The sequence below is a fragment of the Carboxylicivirga caseinilyticus genome, from assembly GCF_050589785.1.
GTDB lineage: Bacteria > Bacteroidota > Bacteroidia > Bacteroidales > Marinilabiliaceae > Carboxylicivirga > Carboxylicivirga caseinilyticus.
Map to the genome: position 1 here is coordinate 13,196 of NZ_JBNGOX010000039.1, position 18,390 is coordinate 31,585.

General features: G+C 39.3%; 10 protein-coding genes. All 10 read right to left on the bottom strand.

Annotation, left to right across the window (positions count from 1 at the left end):
* Nucleotides 1-16 precede the first annotated feature (16 nt).
* Nucleotides 17-1,765, bottom strand: coding sequence for a glycoside hydrolase family 43 protein (locus ACRD62_RS17340; RefSeq protein ID WP_430821369.1), 1,749 nt, complete (start codon nucleotides 1,763-1,765; stop codon nucleotides 17-19).
* A gap of 386 nt (nucleotides 1,766-2,151) precedes the next feature.
* The gene (locus ACRD62_RS17345; protein WP_430821370.1) at nucleotides 2,152-3,120 is read right to left on the bottom strand and encodes a glycoside hydrolase family 43 protein; all 969 of its coding nucleotides are present in this window, start codon (nucleotides 3,118-3,120) and stop codon (nucleotides 2,152-2,154) included.
* A 29-nt stretch (nucleotides 3,121-3,149) separates the two neighbouring features.
* Nucleotides 3,150-4,292: an endo-1,4-beta-xylanase gene (locus ACRD62_RS17350; protein WP_430821371.1), complete on the bottom strand. Its 1,143-nt coding sequence runs from the start codon at nucleotides 4,290-4,292 to the stop codon at nucleotides 3,150-3,152.
* Between the two features lie 40 nt (nucleotides 4,293-4,332).
* Nucleotides 4,333-5,796, bottom strand: a complete 1,464-nt coding sequence (locus tag ACRD62_RS17355) for an MFS transporter (RefSeq protein WP_430821372.1) — start codon at nucleotides 5,794-5,796, stop codon at nucleotides 4,333-4,335.
* A gap of 8 nt (nucleotides 5,797-5,804) precedes the next feature.
* A complete protein-coding gene (locus ACRD62_RS17360) occupies nucleotides 5,805-7,736 on the bottom strand; it encodes a sialate O-acetylesterase (RefSeq protein ID WP_430821373.1) in 1,932 nt (643 codons plus the stop codon).
* Nucleotides 7,723-10,278 carry a glycosyl hydrolase 115 family protein gene (locus tag ACRD62_RS17365; RefSeq protein WP_430821374.1) on the bottom strand — a complete coding sequence of 852 codons (2,556 nt, stop codon included), beginning with the start codon at nucleotides 10,276-10,278 and terminating at the stop codon, nucleotides 7,723-7,725. The genes ACRD62_RS17360 and ACRD62_RS17365 overlap by 14 nt, the downstream gene beginning before the upstream one ends.
* Before the next feature lie 33 nt (nucleotides 10,279-10,311).
* Complete coding sequence (gene galB, locus ACRD62_RS17370) at nucleotides 10,312-13,080, bottom strand: beta-galactosidase GalB (RefSeq protein ID WP_430821375.1); 2,769 nt, start codon at nucleotides 13,078-13,080, stop codon at nucleotides 10,312-10,314.
* 307 nt (nucleotides 13,081-13,387) lie between these two features.
* On the bottom strand, nucleotides 13,388-15,535 hold the full coding sequence (locus ACRD62_RS17375; RefSeq protein WP_430821376.1) for an endo-1,4-beta-xylanase: 2,148 nt from the start codon (nucleotides 15,533-15,535) through the stop codon (nucleotides 13,388-13,390).
* Nucleotides 15,536-15,554: 19 nt separating this feature from the next.
* Nucleotides 15,555-16,592, bottom strand: a complete 1,038-nt coding sequence (locus tag ACRD62_RS17380; protein ID WP_430821377.1) for a DUF5627 domain-containing protein — start codon at nucleotides 16,590-16,592, stop codon at nucleotides 15,555-15,557.
* 23 nt (nucleotides 16,593-16,615) lie between these two features.
* On the bottom strand, nucleotides 16,616-18,382 hold the full coding sequence (locus tag ACRD62_RS17385; RefSeq protein WP_430821378.1) for a RagB/SusD family nutrient uptake outer membrane protein: 1,767 nt from the start codon (nucleotides 18,380-18,382) through the stop codon (nucleotides 16,616-16,618).
* Nucleotides 18,383-18,390: the final 8 nt, after the last annotated feature.

Below are 18,390 nucleotides of genomic sequence, written 5' to 3' on the forward strand. Positions count from 1 at the left end.
CTTTCTCAAACAAACATTAATCAACAATGGCATCATTAGCCGATGTTGCATACAAGCCTAACAAACAACCGGTAAACCCACCGGCTACATCTGTTGATAGAATATCTCCCGATACAACTCCACCTAAGTTTGTTAAATCACTATCGTTGGTTGAATACGAAAAATCATAATTATCACCCTTTGCCGAAACTTGTAAACCGATCGGTTTTGATATGTCAATTTTTGTTGAAGCAAGTACTTCAGAATTTACTTCTTTTGCAAAACGTTGTTTACTATTTCTTTGCAAAAGCAGATAGTAATCATTGCCTTTCTTTGTGACACCAAAAACATAATTGGAATGTTCGTTTTGCAAACAAACAATACCAGCCAAATCCTTTTCATTATTAGGCTTATAACTCATGGTAACACTATATGAAAAATTCTTATGCATTTGACGATAGAACAATGTGGAAGTAGGTTTCACTTCTTTAATGTTGTTTTCAAATGGTTTAATTCGAATTCCACTAGCTGCCTTTTCTAAGAAATTCTCGCGAGGTCCTCTTAATCCAATCCACCTGTAATCTAATTGTTCGCCTGAGAAATCCTCTTTATAAGTAAAGTTACCATTTGGGAAGAATTCACCTTGTCCGGTTTTATTCTCAACTCCCTCTGGTAGTTGTAATTTAGGCTCCATTGGAATCAATCCGTTTTCAAAAACAGGCCATTCACCCGACCAGTCAACGGGTAAGATAAAGGTTTCACGACCAGTATTTACACGCTGCTTTTCATTAGGGCGGATTGCTAAAAACACCCCATAATGCTTTCCATCCGGACCTTCAATAATATCGGCATGACCAGCCCAATCCACTTTATTTGCACGAACTCTATTAAAATACCTTTGTGTAAGAATTGGATTATTAGGAGCCGGGATGTAGGGACCTTTGGGATTATCTGCTTTGAATATAACTTCGCTATGCCAACCTCCGGTTCCACCTTCGGCACACATCAAATAATATTTGCCATCTTTTTTATAAATATGCGGTGCTTCAATCCAAATTGGTTTTTTAGCCAAATCAACACCTCCATCTACAATAATCTTATCAGTTCCTTCAATTATTTGATCATTTTCGATATCGTACTCCCAAATTTTGATCACACGATGACCAACATATAATTCTTTACCCTGGTCAGGGGCATCATTGTGCACAACATAAGCCTTACCGTCATCATCAAAGAAGATCGATGGGTCAATACCATCAAATTTTAATTTGATAGGATCACTCCAATTCTTTTTCAAAGGATCCTTGGTTTTTACAATAAAGTTACCCAAACCACCGGTAAATCCGGTGGTAATCATGTAAAAAGTATCATTATAGCTGTTGTAGGTAATACCAGGGGCATATATTCCGGCACTAATACCACAGTCGGATACATCAAGTTGTGATTCACGGTTTAACACTCCACCAAGGTCTGTCCAGTTGACCAGATCTTTAGAATGAAAAATCGGAACCCCCGGAAACATGGCAAATGATGAACAAACCATAAAATAATCGTCACCTTTTTTAGCTATGGCCGGGTCGGGGTAACAGCCTTGCAGGATTGGATTATAAAACTCATTCTCTTTTAAGGGGTTGTTACTATACACTTCGTCTGTACCCTCATAAGTAAAGGCTGAAAAGACTGGGGCATTCGTCACTTTATCTTTCTTCACCGGTTGTTTCGCATATACATTCAAAGTTATTAGTAATGCAATTAGTGTCCATATTGTCTGCCGGGTATTCTTCATTGTCTACAATATTTTTTTATTACAAATTATTATTCAGAAAGCCACATTTGCCGAAGCTATTAATGGAAGTATTGAATATCTATCTTACCAAATACACAAACCTCATTTGGAGTAAAACTAATTGATAGAAAGAGGTTACTATTTAAATCCTAGATATTCCATCTATAATTTCGGATATTTCGTTTGAAGTTCGCTTTAAAACATTGACCACGTACAATTATTGCTAAAGAATCATTAAGGAGAATATATATCAGAAAGAGTATAATAAAGTTATGATGCCAATTAAACCTTATGATAAAAAAACCTTCTAATCCACGACCATTAAAGTCGCTTAGATTAGAAGGTTTCTGCTTTACTCCTTTATTAATTTCATTGCATAGATAAAACTAGATCATTCCATTGATAGTTTCAATCTGACCACCTTTGTCGTACTGCAGTTCAATTACTTTTAAGCTTCGTAACCAGGTTTTGCCACCAGATGGAACACAATCGTGATAAAACAAGTACCATTTCTCTTTAAACTCAACAATACAATGATGTGTGGTCCAACCAACTACTGGCGTTAAAATAACCCCTTGATAGGTAAATGGCCCATACGGATTATCACCGATGGCATAGCACAGTTTGTGAGTATCTCCGGTTGAGTAGGAGAAATAGTACTTACCCTGGTACTTGTGCATCCACGATGCCTCAAAAAAACGGCGATCGTGGTCACCTGCAGAAATTACATCACCTTTTTCATCCAGAATAATCACTTCCTTGGGTTCTTCGCCAAACTCGAGCATATCATCACTCAACTTCACAACCCTCGATGGCAATGCCGGTTCATCATCATTAGGCTCATGTCCGCATTCAATGGCTTTATTGTTTCTGTATCGCTGCAATTGTCCACCCCACAAACCACCAAAATACATGTAATGCACACCATCTTCATCTTCGAATACACAAGGGTCAATTGAATAACTTCCTTTCATTGGGGCTTCCTGGGCAATAAAAGGACCTTCAGGTTTATCACTAACTGCCACTCCAATGCGGAAAATGTCGGTTTTATCCTTTACCGGAAAATATAGATAATATCTTCCGTTTTTATAGGCTGCATCACAATCCCACAACTGGCGGCCTGCCCATGGAATGTCTTTTACATCCAGACCAACCCCATGATCAGTCACTACTCCTTCAATATCATCCATCGAAAAGATATGATAATCGCGCATATCAAAGTGATCACCATTATCGTTTTCGGGTATGCCCGACTCAACGTCGTGTGAAGGATAAATATATAACTTGCCATTAAACACATGTACAGCCGGATCGGCAGTGTATAAATGAGGTACAAGGTATCTTGGTTCTTTCATTCTGAATAATTTTAAATTTTTTCTTATACTTACTTCGTCTGCTTAGCCAAATCAATCAGTTTTCCTACTATGGATTTTGGTTGATTTTCCCGGTCAAATAACAAAGGATAATCTGTACGTCCTCTAACTGGAAAATTGTTTTTCCACGATATTCTGTCATTGACACCCCAAAGCGTTACCCTTGTTATATCATCAGAATGTTTTAAAAACAGATTAAAAAATTCAACCATGCGCGAATCCCACTCATTTTGCTTTTCCAGTGGAACTATTCCATCTTCATATGGATTTATTTCTTTGCGATATTCGAAATTTGTGGATATATCAGCACCTAAATCGCCAAAACTCGGATTGGGTAGAATAGACATATCCAATTCTGTCACCATTACTTTCATGCCCTCATTGGCATAGGCCATTATGGCTTCTTCATATTCCTCGATAGATGGACCACTCATTCCAATGTGTCCCTGCATGCCTATTCCGTCAATACGTATTCCATCAGCCTTAAACTTTTTAATCATTGCCACTATTGCATCGCGCCTTCCCGGGTACCATTCGTTGTAATCGTTGTAATACAACTCTGCATCAGGGTCGGCTTCGTGGGCAAACTGAAAGGCCAACTTGATGAAATCCTCTCCGACAATCTGATAAAATTTGCTTTTACGAAATGAGCCATCTTCAACAATCGCCTCATTTACTACATCCCAACCTTTAATTCTACCTTTATAACGCCCCACTACTGTTTCAATATGTGTTTTCATGCGGCCGATTAAAACCTCACGTGAAACATCATTTCCCAAACTATCGGTAAAAAACCATTTAGGAGCCTGCGAATGCCATATCAAGCAATGACCGGTGATGAACATGTTGTGTTGCTCACCAAAATCAACAAACTTATCGGCCAGTGAAAAATCAAATACTCCTTCTTCCGGTTGTATTTCTCCACTTTTCATACAATTCTCGGCAACGATGGCATTAAAATGTTCTTTTGTCACATTTAAGGAAGCGGTATCACGACCCGTAATTTGCCATTCATTAAGAGCTGTACCAATATAGAATTTACCAGTAAAGGCATCTTTCAGCATTTCCTTATTTGCTTGCTGTGGTCCGTTACAGGCAATCAATTGCAACACTGCAAGAACAAGTAATAACGGTTTATATTTCACTTTTTTCATTTTGTCTGTGTTTTATTGAATTACTGTTATTTTATTGTTTTTATTCTTCATTTCGCCTTGCCATCAAATCTTTTTCGAGCTGCACTTCCAATTTTTTATTAATTGCATAGAAAAAAAGCAAACCAGTGGCCACTAAGAAAGGAATAGATGGAAAAACACTAACCAGCATCTTTGCTCCAACACTAACCGATTCAGGCTGTATAATTTCCTGTCCTGCATCCAACAATTCTTTATGCACATATCCATACAAACCAAGAATCCAGGCAACCAATGCACCACCAATTGCCAGTCCGGCTTTTAAACCAACCATCATGGCAGAAAATATAATAGCTGTAGCACGGCGGTTATTTCTCCATTCGGAATAATCAGCTACATCGGCAATCATTGCCCAAAGAATTGGAATGGTAATACCGTAAAAGAAACCGTGAAAAATCTGAGATGTAAACATTAGTACCACACTTTGTGCGGGGAAAACATAGAAAGCAAGGATAAACAAGGTTGAAACTAACAGTCCACTCATATACACATCCCTTTTACCATATTTGTCAGCCAGTTTTTTCGAAAAAGATATACCAACAATCATAAAGATAATACCACCCGCATTAAATAGACCGAAACCCGCAGAAGTTGGATCAGAGCCAAAGAAGTTGAGTCCGATAGCAGATAAAGCCTTCAGGATGGGCTGAATGAATTTTTCTAACGCAATGGCATCAACGTAGTTGTTAAAATAATAAACATACGCTCCTCCCTTCATTGCCAGGGTGATAAAAATAAGAATGGTCACCGTGAGCATAATGATCCAAGGTCTGTTTTTTATAAGATCTGAGATATCTTCTTTTAGAGTTGATTTTTGTTCAGCTTTGGGAACAATGCGTTCCTTGGTTGTTAAAAAAGTAATAATCAACATAATGGTTCCGGTAATAGCCAACCAGGTCATTACTACCTCCATTCCTGCTGCTTTATCGCCACCACCTGCATATTCGATAATTGGCAACATAAAAACCTGCACGAAAAACTGAGCAAACATCACCGCCACAAAACGAGAGGAAGAGATACTGTTACGCTCACCCATATCACCTGTAATTACACCACTCAAAGCTGAATAGGGTAAATTGCTCCCCGCATACAACAACAATAATAAAGTATAGGTTGCTGCAGCATAAATCAGTTTACCCTGGTATGAGAAGTCGGGCGTTGTAAAGGCTAATAATGCCACTACTCCCATTGGAACCGATGTATATAAAATCCATGGTCGAAACTTTCCCCATCTAGAATTTGTTCGGTCAGCTAATGCACCAATGATCGGGTTAAACATAAAGGCTGCAACCAAACCAACAACAAGCATTATTACTGAGGCATCGTTGTTTTCAAGACCGTAAATATCGGTATAGAAATAAGCTAAATAGGTAATCAAGGTTTGAAAAACCAGATTGGCTGCCAGATCACCGAGACTATACCCGATTTTTTCGACAACAGAGAGCTTATGAGAACTTGTATTCATCATTTAATTGATTAATTGTTTTTAATTTCAGTTGAAAAAGGTGAAGCCGGGAGCTCTTCCTTATTTTTAAGGTTTGCACCTGCAGGATTATCCTCCCAGGCATATCGTACTATTTTTGGATCAGAAATTTTTGGACTCCATACCTTTACAGTATTTCGGTTCATCACCACTGCATTAGCCCATACGAAGCGACCATCTTCTCCGGCAATCTGAAATCCTTCTAAGAGGTTATTGGCATATAGGCCCTGCCCGACTGATTTGAATGTAAGAATGATGCTTCCGTCTTCGGTTTTCATTGATTCATACAAAGGCCCGGAACTAATAATCGAACTATTGTTATAAGCAACACGCTGAGCCTCGAGAAACAAACGTAGTGCTACTTCTTTTTTGTTTAATGGATGAATGTCGTTCCACTCTCCAATATCGAAAGTAACAGCCATACCGGTATTTGACAGTTCTAATGTGCGACGCTGTGCATCACGAACTTCAGCCCAACCACTATTAACTGTTTGTTTTTGAGGAACACCCAGATTGGCCAACTGAGCATACAAGAATGGTAGTTCAGGATGATCGAATTGTGACCGCCAATCCTGAATCATACTTTTAAACAATTGTTCGTATTCATTTCCACGTCCGGTGTTCGATTCTCCCTGAAACCATATCACTCCTTTGATTTTGTAATTATGTGCAGGACTGATTAAACTATTGAATAAACCACCAGGCATGAAGGATAGTCCCGGAGGACCAAACGGGGGATTTAGTTTTGCACCAATATGATATTTCCAGTCACCTGTAAGGTCAATAACCTGCGAGCCAACTCGAACTTCGTAAGGTTTCTCTTCTACAAAACCGCCACGTCCACCTTGACAAAATACGCGTACCATCAACTTGTTTCTTCCAGGTTTAAGCACACCTTTGGGCAAGTTGTAAATACGCGGTGGATAACGGTATGTTATGTTTCCAACAAAAATGCCGTTTACAAATGTAGAGTCGCTGTCGATAATGCATCCCAAACGCAAAATAGCTTCTTTTACAGCCAAGGAATCTGCCACATTGAATTCCTTGCAGAACCAAATAGATCCGTTTCTCAATTCAACTCCTTTGTCTGTCCAGAATCCGGGCAAGGAAATTTGGTTCCAATCCGTAACATCAACATCATCCTTTGACCATCTACCGGTACCGGGATCATTTTTATTCACTTCGACACTCCAGTTATAAGCCAGTTTTTCAGGCTCTTCTTCCTTCATCTTTGCCCGAACAGAATCGCTGTGCGCTTTCTTTTCAGTCCAGTCATTAAGGTACTTCTCAACTTTATTTTTACTTAACCACGATTCGGCTGGTGAACCACCGATTGCGGTACTAATAATACCGATTGGAACCTGGTATTTTTGATGCAGGTTATTGGCATAAAACCAAGAAACAGCAGAGAAGTCACCAATATTTTTTGGTGTTGCAGGCAACCATGATCCATCCGGATAGTCAGTTTGTGCCGTTATTTCATCTTTTCGGGTTGAAGACCGAAACAATCGGATATTGGTATTATTTACCTTATTGATTTCTTGGGCATACAAATCCATTACCCTTCGAACAGGCAATTCCATATTTGATTGTCCTGATGATAACCACACATCACCAACCAAAATATCGCTTAATTCGATTTCGTTTATTTCCATTGTATACGGTCCACCTGCTAAAGCCGGAGCCAACTCCAATTGCCAATTGCCGGCTTTATCAGCTTTAGTTTTATAAATTTTATCCAAAAACTTAACGGTAACTTTCTCCGAGGGATCGGCCCATCCCCATATTTTTAAAGGTTCATCCCGCTGGAGAATCATGCCATTACTCACGAGGCGCGGTAATTTTACTGCCGCCAGCGAAGGAAGTGAAACTAACGCAAGCAAAAGCATATATACTAATCGTAACCCCATTTTATATCGATTCATTTTTTATTTTTTTTTGTTTGCTCTGAGGTGCACCCAAATAAGCAGGCTTTAAACCTCCGGTATCAATCATTATTTTCTGGAATACAATACCTGGTTCCAGAACCCGTATGCGAAGCAGATGCACACCGGCATCGCTTATTGACTGTTGTACGGTCGATTTAATCATCCTCTCTGCCTGCCATTTTCCAAGTTCACCCCGATATGCACCATTAAAATTGACCACTTTCTCTTTACCGCCATCAACCGAAACTGCATAACGCAATCCTTTATTTGCATTGAAATTCAATGTTGGTGAAACCCAAATATGTATATCAAATGTTCCGGTCGATTTAAAATCAATGGCATATTCCAGGTAAACCGAATCTCCTTTGGATGGATAAAAATTCTGCGGGAACGTTGTAATGCCTGAATCAGTTTTGCCCAATTCGGGAATAACCTTCCATCGAATTTTATTGGTTCCATTTGCATGTTGATAATTAGCTGCTTCAATTGAAACATATCCATCAGCTTCAACAAAAACGAGTTCTGAGTTAGATTTCAAAGGCACTTCAATCCGAACAACTTCCGGCATTGTACTTTGGCGGGGCTCTGCCCATGTTTTATAACCAATACGTATCTGATCCATTTGATGAATCCATTTGCCATTGGCTATTTGCTTGTTGTAATGTACAGTAAACAGCGAATCGCGCTCAAAACACTCTTCTACAACATCAGCCCAATCATTGGCAGACGGATCATTTTCGGCAGCCAGATTATGGTTCATTGCCACAGCAAAGTACATTTCGTAAAGGTTGCAACTGGCATTGGTTGGAAAAAGAACCAACTGATCAAAAGCATCCTTGTACTCGTTAGGTAAAAAATTATAAATGCGCAATGCATCCAGTGTTAAATCACGATAATCATTACGTACCCGTTCGAACTCATTGTAGTTTTTGAGACTAAATGTTTTATGATCGAGCAATTCGGGCGTAACCCGATGGTTATATTTGGTATACAAATTAAGAATACGTGCTGCGTCTTCAGCATATTTATCACCGAACTGCTCCGTACACCAATTAACAGTATAACGGTATAGGTTATCAGCATTAAAGACAGTTGGATCCCATGCCATATCAAGGAAAAAACTTATCGGAAACTCCATTGGTTTTAAATCGCCAACATTTAACACCCAAATACGATCCACGCCATGACTATAGGTCAGGCTCATTTGCTCCCAAATCCGATGAATCTGGCTCACATTAATCCATCTGTAACTTCTCGGCCCTCCAACATAATCTACATGATAGTACATTCCATAGCCGCCTTTACGAACCGGAGCATTCACATCGGGTAATTTTCTAACATTTCCCCAATTATCGTCGCAAAGTAGCAGAGTAATATCATCAGGAACACGCATGCCTTTATCGTAGTAATCCTGCACCTCCTTATACAAAGCCCATACCTGAGGTGTTTCTTCCGCTTTTTTACCGGTCACTTTGCTGATGGTTTTGCGCTGATCTTTCACAATTTTTTCTAACAACGAAATGTTAGTACCCTCTTCCATGGCCTCATCACCATCGCCACGCATACCAACTGTTACAATGGTTTCCCAGTTCTTATTGCGTTCCATTCCTTTTTTCCAGAAATCAGAAAGAACTTCTTTATTTTTATTGTAATCCCATGAACCGGAACCATAACGATGCCACTCCTCCTGTGCACGCCCCATTGGTTCGTGATGCGAGGTGCTCATTACAATTCCAAGCTTATCGGCCAGAACACCATTTTCCGGATCATCATCAAAAAATGCTTTTCCCCACATAGCGGGCCACAGGAAGTTACCACGCAAACGCAAGGTTAATTCAAAAACATGACTGTAAAACTGTGCATTAAATCCACCAAAGGTTGCACGTACCCAACCACCCAAAGCCGGTTCTTCATCATTCAGAAAAATTCCGCGATATTTCACTTTCGGACTTTCAGTAACATAACGGCCTGCCTTTACATAAACCGCTTCGTGTTTATCAACCGGCACATCAGCCCACCAGTACCATGGTGAAACTCCCATTGCCCGTGACAAGTTAAGCATAGCGTAAATTGTTCCGCGTTTGTCGCTTCCTGCCAGGATCAATGCCTGTTCTATGCCCGGAAACGGATTTTCAACAACCTGGGTAAGACTTCGCTCCCACTGGCCTTTTATTTCCGAAACATCAATTTTACCTTCTTTTATTAATTGATCAATCCACTGGTTTTTACCAATGGTTCCGACTAAAACCATTTGTTTAGACTGAGGTAATTCCGATTGATGAATTTCTGCCACCTGTCCTGAGACCATTTTCAGGTCATTCGCAAACCAACCGACAACAGTAGTTATTCCCGGATAATCGGTTTCATCGACTACTATTGAGGTTTGCTGTTTATCGGCAGCAAGCGTAAAGCTACCTGTCTGTTTTGTAAATCCGACATAAGCCTCCGGACTCCCGGCCCAAACAGGTTGCGAAAGCTGTAATAGCAACAGCAAAGTGCAACACCAAATTAGTTTTGTATTGTTCGATTCTAGTCTCATTGTTCAGTTCTCTTTCTATTGTATATTATGTATTCATGGTTTCGACTGTATTGCTATACTTGCAGACTGAATGTTATCGGACTCTGCTTTTAGTACTATTGTTCCAGACTTACCTTCAACTCCCTTTACAATCACCAGACACAAGCCGCTAAAAGCATTTCGTTCTGTTGAAGGGAAAGCAACCATATTGGTTGGGTCACCGTTGTCGGTTGCAACAATTTCGCCAGGACCTTCAATGCTAAAACGAATTAAATTCGAAGCATCCGGTACAGTCAATCCGTCTTTATCAGCAACTTTCACCGTGATAAACGAAAGATCGGTACCATCAGCTTTTATTTCGTTGCGATCGGCTTCGGCCTTTAATTGAGCTATTTCCCCAGTTGTTTGAACCAGTTCTTCAGCCCACTTTTGTCCGTTTTTATACGCGACAGCTTTTAGTTCGCCCGGTTTGTAAAGTACATCATCCCAACGCAGGCGATATTCGAATTCGCCCTTTTGTTTTTTACCCAATGATTTTCCATTCAGGAACAATTCCACTTCATCGCCCGAAGTAAATACATGTACCGGGGTAACTTCTCCAACACGATCAGGCCAGTTCCAGTGCGGTAGAATATGCACCATCGGGTAATCGGGACACCAACGTGACTGATAAAGGTAAAAACGGTCCTTTTTGAAGCCGGCCAAATCGATAATACCGGTATACGAACTTCGAGCCTGGTAATACGGGGTTGGCTCTCCCAGGTAATCCCAGCCGGTCCACACAAATTCGCCGGCAACAAACGGATGGGCATCCTGAGCAGCAAAAACTTTGTCGGCGCTTGATCCAAAATCAACTGCATAGAGCTCGTACGAACTCACTTGTCCAGCTTTAGAATCGCCGCCCATACCATCGCGAACCGGAGAACTAACAGCATTAGAGACAGGGAAATAATAGACACCACGACTACTAAAAGCTGATGCTGTTTCGGTACTGATGATAACTTTCTGCGGAAATTTTTCGTGAAATGCATCGTATTGCGGTGCTGTACGAATACGGTCGGTTCCTTCGAATATTGCTTCCTGACGGATTCCTTCGCCCTGATAGTTTAAACCAATAATATCGGGAACTTTAGGAAGTTCCATGAATGGTTTGGCAAAATTCATAGCTGTAATGGTAGGCCGGGTCGGATCTTCTTCCTTCACGAAATTAGATAATCGTTGTCCAACTGCGGCACCTTCTACACCGGTATATTGTTCTCCTACTTCGTTACCAAAACTCCATGCAATGACCGATGGATGGTTACGATCGCGACGGATAAAAGCCCGAGTATCGGCTTCTGACCAATCCGGAAAAATAAGATGAAAATCGTAAGGTGTTTTTTTCTGTTCCCACGAATCAAAAATTTCGTCCATTACCAAGAAGCCCATTTTATCGGTGAGTTCAAGTAATTCGGGGGCAGGAAGATTATGAGCCATACGAATGGCATTACAGCCCATATCGCGTAACATTTCCAACTGGCGTTCGGCTGCACGGGTATTAAATGCAGCACCCAAAGCGCCCAAATCATGATGTTGGTTGACTCCCTGAAGTCTGATTTTTTCGCCATTAACGATAATTCCCTCATTCGGGTCGAATTTCACATCGCGAACACCAAATCGTGTTTCGTATTGATCGATTAATTTTTCATTTTCGTAAAGTTCAGTGACGGCAACATATCTGTTCGGTTGTTGTGTTGGAAGAGGTCCCCAAAGTTTTGGATTTTTCAGCACTGTGCCCGTTTCAACTTTAACTTGACTTCCTGCAGCCACACTCAATTCCTGAGTGGCGAATTTTCCAACAACAGCTTCTTTTCGATATCCGTTTTCGTCCAGTTCAAAAATCTTCGTAATCAGTTTCACTTCAATGTATTTTTCGGAACTGTTTTCAATTTTCACTTCCAAATCAAGTCGGGCAGATTCGGTGCTAACAGCGCTGGTTTTTACAAATGTGCCCCAATGAGCCACATGAACCGGATTTGTTTTAACAAGCCACACATTACGGTAAATTCCACCTCCGGGATACCATCGGGCCGAATAGTTTGGATTATCCAAACGAATAGCCAATTGGTTCGCACTGCCGGGAACCAGGTAAGGAGTTAAATCGAGTCGGAACGATGCATAACCGTATGGCCATCCTCCAACCAACTGTCCGTTGCACCAAACCATGGCATACGACATGGCTCCGTCTATATCAAGAAAAATTGACTTTCCGGCATCAGAAGCCGGTATGTCCAGTTTTTTGCGGTACCAGGCCACACCATTGCTGGGCAGGCGTCCCATTCCTCCGCCAACTTCCGAATCCCAGCCTTCCTGAAAAGGGCCTTTTATTGCCCAGTCGTGCGGCAAATTAATGCATTCCCAGTCAGCATCGTTAAATTCAGCCTGAACAAAGGGAAAATCTCCTCCAGGATTACCTTCCGGACAGCTATGTCTTTGAGTTGAATCGCTGATAAAAGGATTAGCTGTTGGTAAAATCCACGCTTTTAAAACGTTTTCTACCGATTTTATATCAACGGCTTGGGTTGGTTTCGAATCGGCATCTTTCACCACATTGCCTTCTTCTGTCTGGGGACGAATATCGTAAATCAACCTATCTGCAATAGAGTCCAATTCGTATTTAAAGAAATGCCAATCTTGATTAATGGATATTCGTTGGCGTACATCTTGTTGTTGGGTAGATTCGTTACTACAGGAATAAATACCAAGAATAAATATTACAGTAAAAATACTCATACAATTCACTGAAAATAAAAATCTGTGATTTGGTGTTGTTTGATTTTTCATTGGCTTTAGTTTTCAAATTTGTGCCTAGAATCAATTCATATTAGATTACGGCACTAATAATTACTCAAAAATAAATACGAGACTTCAATTCAACCTTTAATTATGAATATATGATTTATAATATCGCACATTCCATCCCCTCAACTCCACACACAAACAACCTCACTTACAGTTCTATAATAAGCTTATGGTTTTATACTCTAATTTATAACCAGCAATTCTATTCCAATGCAACACAAACTCATTAAAAAATGAGGGGATGTCTGGTTAAGACACCCCCTCATCTAATTCTATGAAAAAAACTATTCTAATTACCCGATAAACCATCTGCAAAAGCAGCATATGAGTGTTTGCGTGAATAATTTAATGTCCATAACCCAATTGGTTCTCCACCTCTCCAAGAAGATTCTGCCGGACTGTCCGTAGGACTCCAAACTGTTATTCCATATTGTTGTGATACTGGAATCAATTCCTTGTACTTGTTCACTACATATGCATACATTTCAGCTTGAGCCTGATAATCTTCTTCTGTTGCTTCCGATGTTTTTTTATTAATGCCAATATCCAACTCCGAAACTTTAATTAGCTTTCCAGTTGCTGCTAAAAGTTCAAACATTTGAGCAATCTTATCTTTATCCGAATCAACATTAATATGCATTTGCGTTCCAATTCCATCAACTCTGGCACCATGAGTCTCAATGTACTCAACATAGGCAATCAAACCTTTACATTTATCTAAATTATACTCTAAATTATAATCATTAATAAAATGAATATCACTTTCATTACCATATTGACGAGCCAGTTTAAAAGCCATTACTGCATAATCTTTACCCAGATAATCCTGCCAGTAAAATTCATCACTTGCGAAATCTGCAGGAGCTTTATTTAAGCCTGATTTTAATTCATACGGATTTCCATCATCCATTGGTTCATTAACAACATCCCATGCTTTAACATAGTCCTTTGAAACCTCTAACATTCCTGAAATCCATCTTTCTAATTCATAAGAAATAGTATCTCTTTTTTCTTCATCTGTTAGAGGTATTGTATTTCCTGATTCCTCAATCTCCCATACAATATCATCGAAATAATACGTATTGGCTTCTTTTAGAATAGCAAGATTAAACGCGATGGTGTTCATTCCTGCTTGACTGGCTGAAATTACTCCTGAATTAGAATATTCCTGCCATTCAGTAGTAACTGCAGGACTACCAACCATTGACCAATGTAAATAGCCTCCAGGATTATTATGTGCTTGAGATGCTATAGTTGCAGGCTTATCTGCTTTAACCTTCATACTAAAGCGATAGGCTTGACCTTCTTCCAATTGCATAGGTCCTTTCACAAAGAACTGTGTATCCCAGTCATTACTTGGATTATCTCCCGACTTAACAACAATTGCTCTACCCACTCCATCTGCTCCTGTTCCATCAGCACCAATTGTAGCAGCATCTGGACCAACGGTTATCTCAGTTGCAAAGAAGCTTGAAACATCATCAGTTTCGACATTACTGTTATTTACCAGGTTAGTCCACCAAGTAGCAGGTCCTGCTGCAGTACCTTCAATTGAAAAGGTGTATGAATGCCAACTAGGTTTTCCCCATTGACTTAGATCATCTTCATCGAAGGTTCCATTTCCTATTAAATTATCTTCCGAACCACTTGCGGTAAGCACCATATCATCAAAAAACAGATCACCTCCAAATGTTCCGAAACAAAACTGTAATCTGGTAGCATTCATAGTCGGTGTAAATGTTACAGTAACATCGCCCCATGTTTCACCCAAAGCAATGTCCGGACCATAATTGGTTGTTGCCCCATCTGTTCTCCAAAATCCAACCGTATAGACACTTGAAGCTTTTGCACGCATTGTTAATGTATATTCCACACCCTCAGTTAATGGAGTAGGCATTGTGTATTCAAGCTGCCAATCCCAGATATTAGCCTTCGCCTCTGGAGTTGTAATTTGTAAAGCATTGTTGGCATCATTCGGATCAATTTCAATTTCACGATCAGCAATCGTAGTATTCAGGTAAGACGCTTTTTGATTAGCATGCCAACATAAAGTATGACCATAAATGGTAATTCCAGCTTCCTTTGCTGTTTCAATAAATCTTTCCACTCCGGTAAAAGACATGCTTCCATTATCACCAACAATGGCCCCATGCTTCATAGCATAACCGGCAGTCATTTCATCAAAATTGGACGAAATGAAACTATTTCTGTAATCTTTTTGAATGTAATCATTTAACGAAACGCCTGCTCCAAGAATGAAATCAGGGTTTTCGGTGCGATTAACATACGCCTTTAATACATCATAGTCTTTCAGGTATTCATACATTTGAACACTTTCAGGTTTCTTGACATCAAAGTCAAGTAAACTATTTTCGGCGCAGGAAACCATTGACAAAACAGAAATGACTCCTAACCCTATTTTATTTAAATACTTCATTATAATATGAATTTAAATACTACTTAACTATATACTCCGGAGAAAAATATTCAGGTTTAATACCCCTATCTCTAACCACAAGAGTATCTTTAGTTGAATATGTTTTACCATCCACATTGATTGTATAATCCAGATACAAGGCATTGCGATCTTTATTGCCCCAGCTTTTCTTTTCTCCATCAATGACAAATTTACCTGAACCAGTCACTGCAAAACCATTATCATTTGAAGACACATTGCAATTATCCTCCTGATCAAAAGTAAGTAGTAAAGTACATGTCACATTCTCATCATTTGCATTAACAACATTAATTGGCAATTCAACTGAGCTTAATGAAGTTGTTGAACAATAACTTAACTCATCATATTCAACACTCGCTTCTCTTCGGATCACTGTTTCAACTATATTGCCAGTTTTAATCACATCCGTTCCTCTTCTTAAGTAAATTGCATGCCATTTGTTAATATACTTAACACAATACAATACATAATCCTTTGGTGTCACATCCCAATCTGCGAGATTAGTTCTGATTGGACTATCATTCTTAGCCAATCCACCCAAAATTGAATCAGCATTAGCTACATCAGTCATTACTAAAGGTATTACATAAGTGTTTTTAATGGCATTTGCATCTGCAAAGAATGCATCCGTCAATTGCACCTCTATTCCACCCTGCAATTGCTTGTTCAAGAACATCTTATCAGAGGCCAAAGAATAATATTCTGAAGGCATTGCCAAAACTTCTTCACCATTCGAATAATAAAGATTATTACATAGCTCGTTGCTTACTTCCACATCAATTTCTATATTCTTGTCATTTTGATATACACCTCCCATGGTTGCATATATCTTACATTTATGCTCATTATCCAAGGTATTATCATAAATGTCATCGCCCAAAACAATTGTCCTTACAGGATATTGATTGGCAAAATACACAGTAGTATAATCAAAGTCAGGAAAAATCACTTCATTATTCTCGCAAGATGTAATCCAGAAACTAATGAATATAATACTCAGCCTCCAAATTCCTTTATATTGTTTCATCTTATTCATAGCTTATCACTTTTATCATTATTTTACCAACCTGCATTTTGAACTAATGCACTCCACTTTTGTAATTCTCTGTAAGGAATAGGGCCATGATACATATAAGGTTTAAAGTTTCTTAATTCAACCTCAATTGAAGTATAAACCTTGGTTCCATCAATATCACCTATTTGCATTCCAAGTGCCGTTTCATTCAAATCAGATACTTTCCATCTTCTTAAATCCCAAAAACGGTGGTTTTCAAAACACAATTCCAGACGTCTCTCATTTCTAATCAATTCTCTCATCAGGTCTTTATTACCTTTAATTGACTCCAGGTAAAGATCTTGTTCATCGATACCAGCTCTTTGACGGATAGCTTTAATTACGTCATAGGCTGAATAAGTATTTCCACCAGTTCCGGTTGGTCCCCATGCCTCATTGGCTGCCTCTGCATAAATCAGGAATAATTCAGTATACCTGATTCGCGCAACATAGTGTTTTTGTTTGGTATCATATGTAGGATCTGGATTACAATCTGATCTTAACAATTTTCTCAGGTAATATCCGGTTCTTGTTGACCATCCGTTATCCTTATTGATACCATCATTATTGTCGCTATAAGTACCGGTAACAATCTCTGAATTATTAGGCCCTTGAACACTCTCATTAACTACAACATACTTCTCCAATCGAGGATCTCTGTTTTGATACGGAAACTCAGGATCATAACTAGTATGTGTAATAGGATAACCGTTACTCATTGGAAAAGCATCCACTAAATTTTGTGTAGGATTGATTCGTCCGTTTCCGTAAACAGAAGGTGGAAAATTATCCTTCTCAAGGTTATTGTTACTTTCAATTGGACTACGCCAAATGACCTCTGCCGGAACAACTCCTGCTCCTAAATCATCAATCTCCGAGGTATTTGCATACCAGGTTCCACCATCCATATCCATTCCAGCTATTCCGTTTATGCGATTTAGAACCTGAGCTGCAAACTTTGCAGCATCTTCATATGTTACATCATTACCTGAAGTATAAGCAGGACTAGCTGCCAAGAGTGCCACTTGAGCTTTTACGGCTTCAATAATTCGACCGTTAATTCGACCTTTAATATGATTTCCATTTGCTCTGTTGTAATCTCCTGCATTGGTAACACCCAAGTCCTTATATTTCTGAGGAATCTGCGCATCACTAATATCTCCATAATCCAATGGTAAAAGTTCTAATGCCTGGTCAATATCATCAAATATTTGATCAAGACATTCCTGAAAAGTATTACGAGGCTGATTAAAATCAGATTCTACGGTTTCAGGTTCTGTACGAATAGTTACTCCCAATAGTTGTCCATCAGCAGACCAACCTCCGTGAGCCATTAAAAGATAATACATATGTAAGGCTCTCAATGCATAGCTTTCTCCTTTTAGTCTGTCATTAAACATTGTATTGATAGCTTCATTCTTACTATACAATACTTCATCAGTATTGGCTAAAAAGAGATTAATGTATTGAATAGCATTTTGTCTGCTTTCCCATTGTGAGGTAGGATTATTATCCGAACTCCAGGAGCCGGTAGCCATCGACAGAAAATTGTCTGAAATTTCATTGGTTACTGCATTATCGGTAGCAACCTCACTGGTTGGATTCGATGAATACGGAAGCAGTATGTATGCATTTGCAAGAAGACCTTGCGCATAAACGGGTTCTTTATACATTACATCCAAATCACGTATGTTTTCCAATGCAGGTTCAAACATATCGTCACACGATGTAATTACAAGTAGAAGAACCAAAAATCTAAATATATTTTTCATAACTTTTC

Bases quoted from the DNA above. Each gene is read 5' to 3' on its own strand.
- ACRD62_RS17350 (WP_430821371.1), bottom strand. From the start codon at position 4,292: ATGAAAAAAGTGAAATATAAACCGTTATTACTTGTTCTTGCAGTGTTG.
- ACRD62_RS17360 (WP_430821373.1), bottom strand. From the start codon at position 7,736: ATGAATCGATATAAAATGGGGTTACGATTAGTATATATGCTTTTGCTT.
- ACRD62_RS17375 (WP_430821376.1), bottom strand. From the start codon at position 15,535: ATGAAGTATTTAAATAAAATAGGGTTAGGAGTCATTTCTGTTTTGTCA.
- ACRD62_RS17340 (WP_430821369.1), bottom strand. From the start codon at position 1,765: ATGAAGAATACCCGGCAGACAATATGGACACTAATTGCATTACTAATA.
- ACRD62_RS17380 (WP_430821377.1), bottom strand. From the start codon at position 16,592: ATGAATAAGATGAAACAATATAAAGGAATTTGGAGGCTGAGTATTATA.
- galB (WP_430821375.1), bottom strand. From the start codon at position 13,080: ATGAAAAATCAAACAACACCAAATCACAGATTTTTATTTTCAGTGAAT.
- ACRD62_RS17365 (WP_430821374.1), bottom strand. From the start codon at position 10,278: ATGAGACTAGAATCGAACAATACAAAACTAATTTGGTGTTGCACTTTG.
- ACRD62_RS17345 (WP_430821370.1), bottom strand. From the start codon at position 3,120: ATGAAAGAACCAAGATACCTTGTACCTCATTTATACACTGCCGATCCG.
- ACRD62_RS17355 (WP_430821372.1), bottom strand. From the start codon at position 5,796: ATGATGAATACAAGTTCTCATAAGCTCTCTGTTGTCGAAAAAATCGGG.
- ACRD62_RS17385 (WP_430821378.1), bottom strand. From the start codon at position 18,382: ATGAAAAATATATTTAGATTTTTGGTTCTTCTACTTGTAATTACATCG.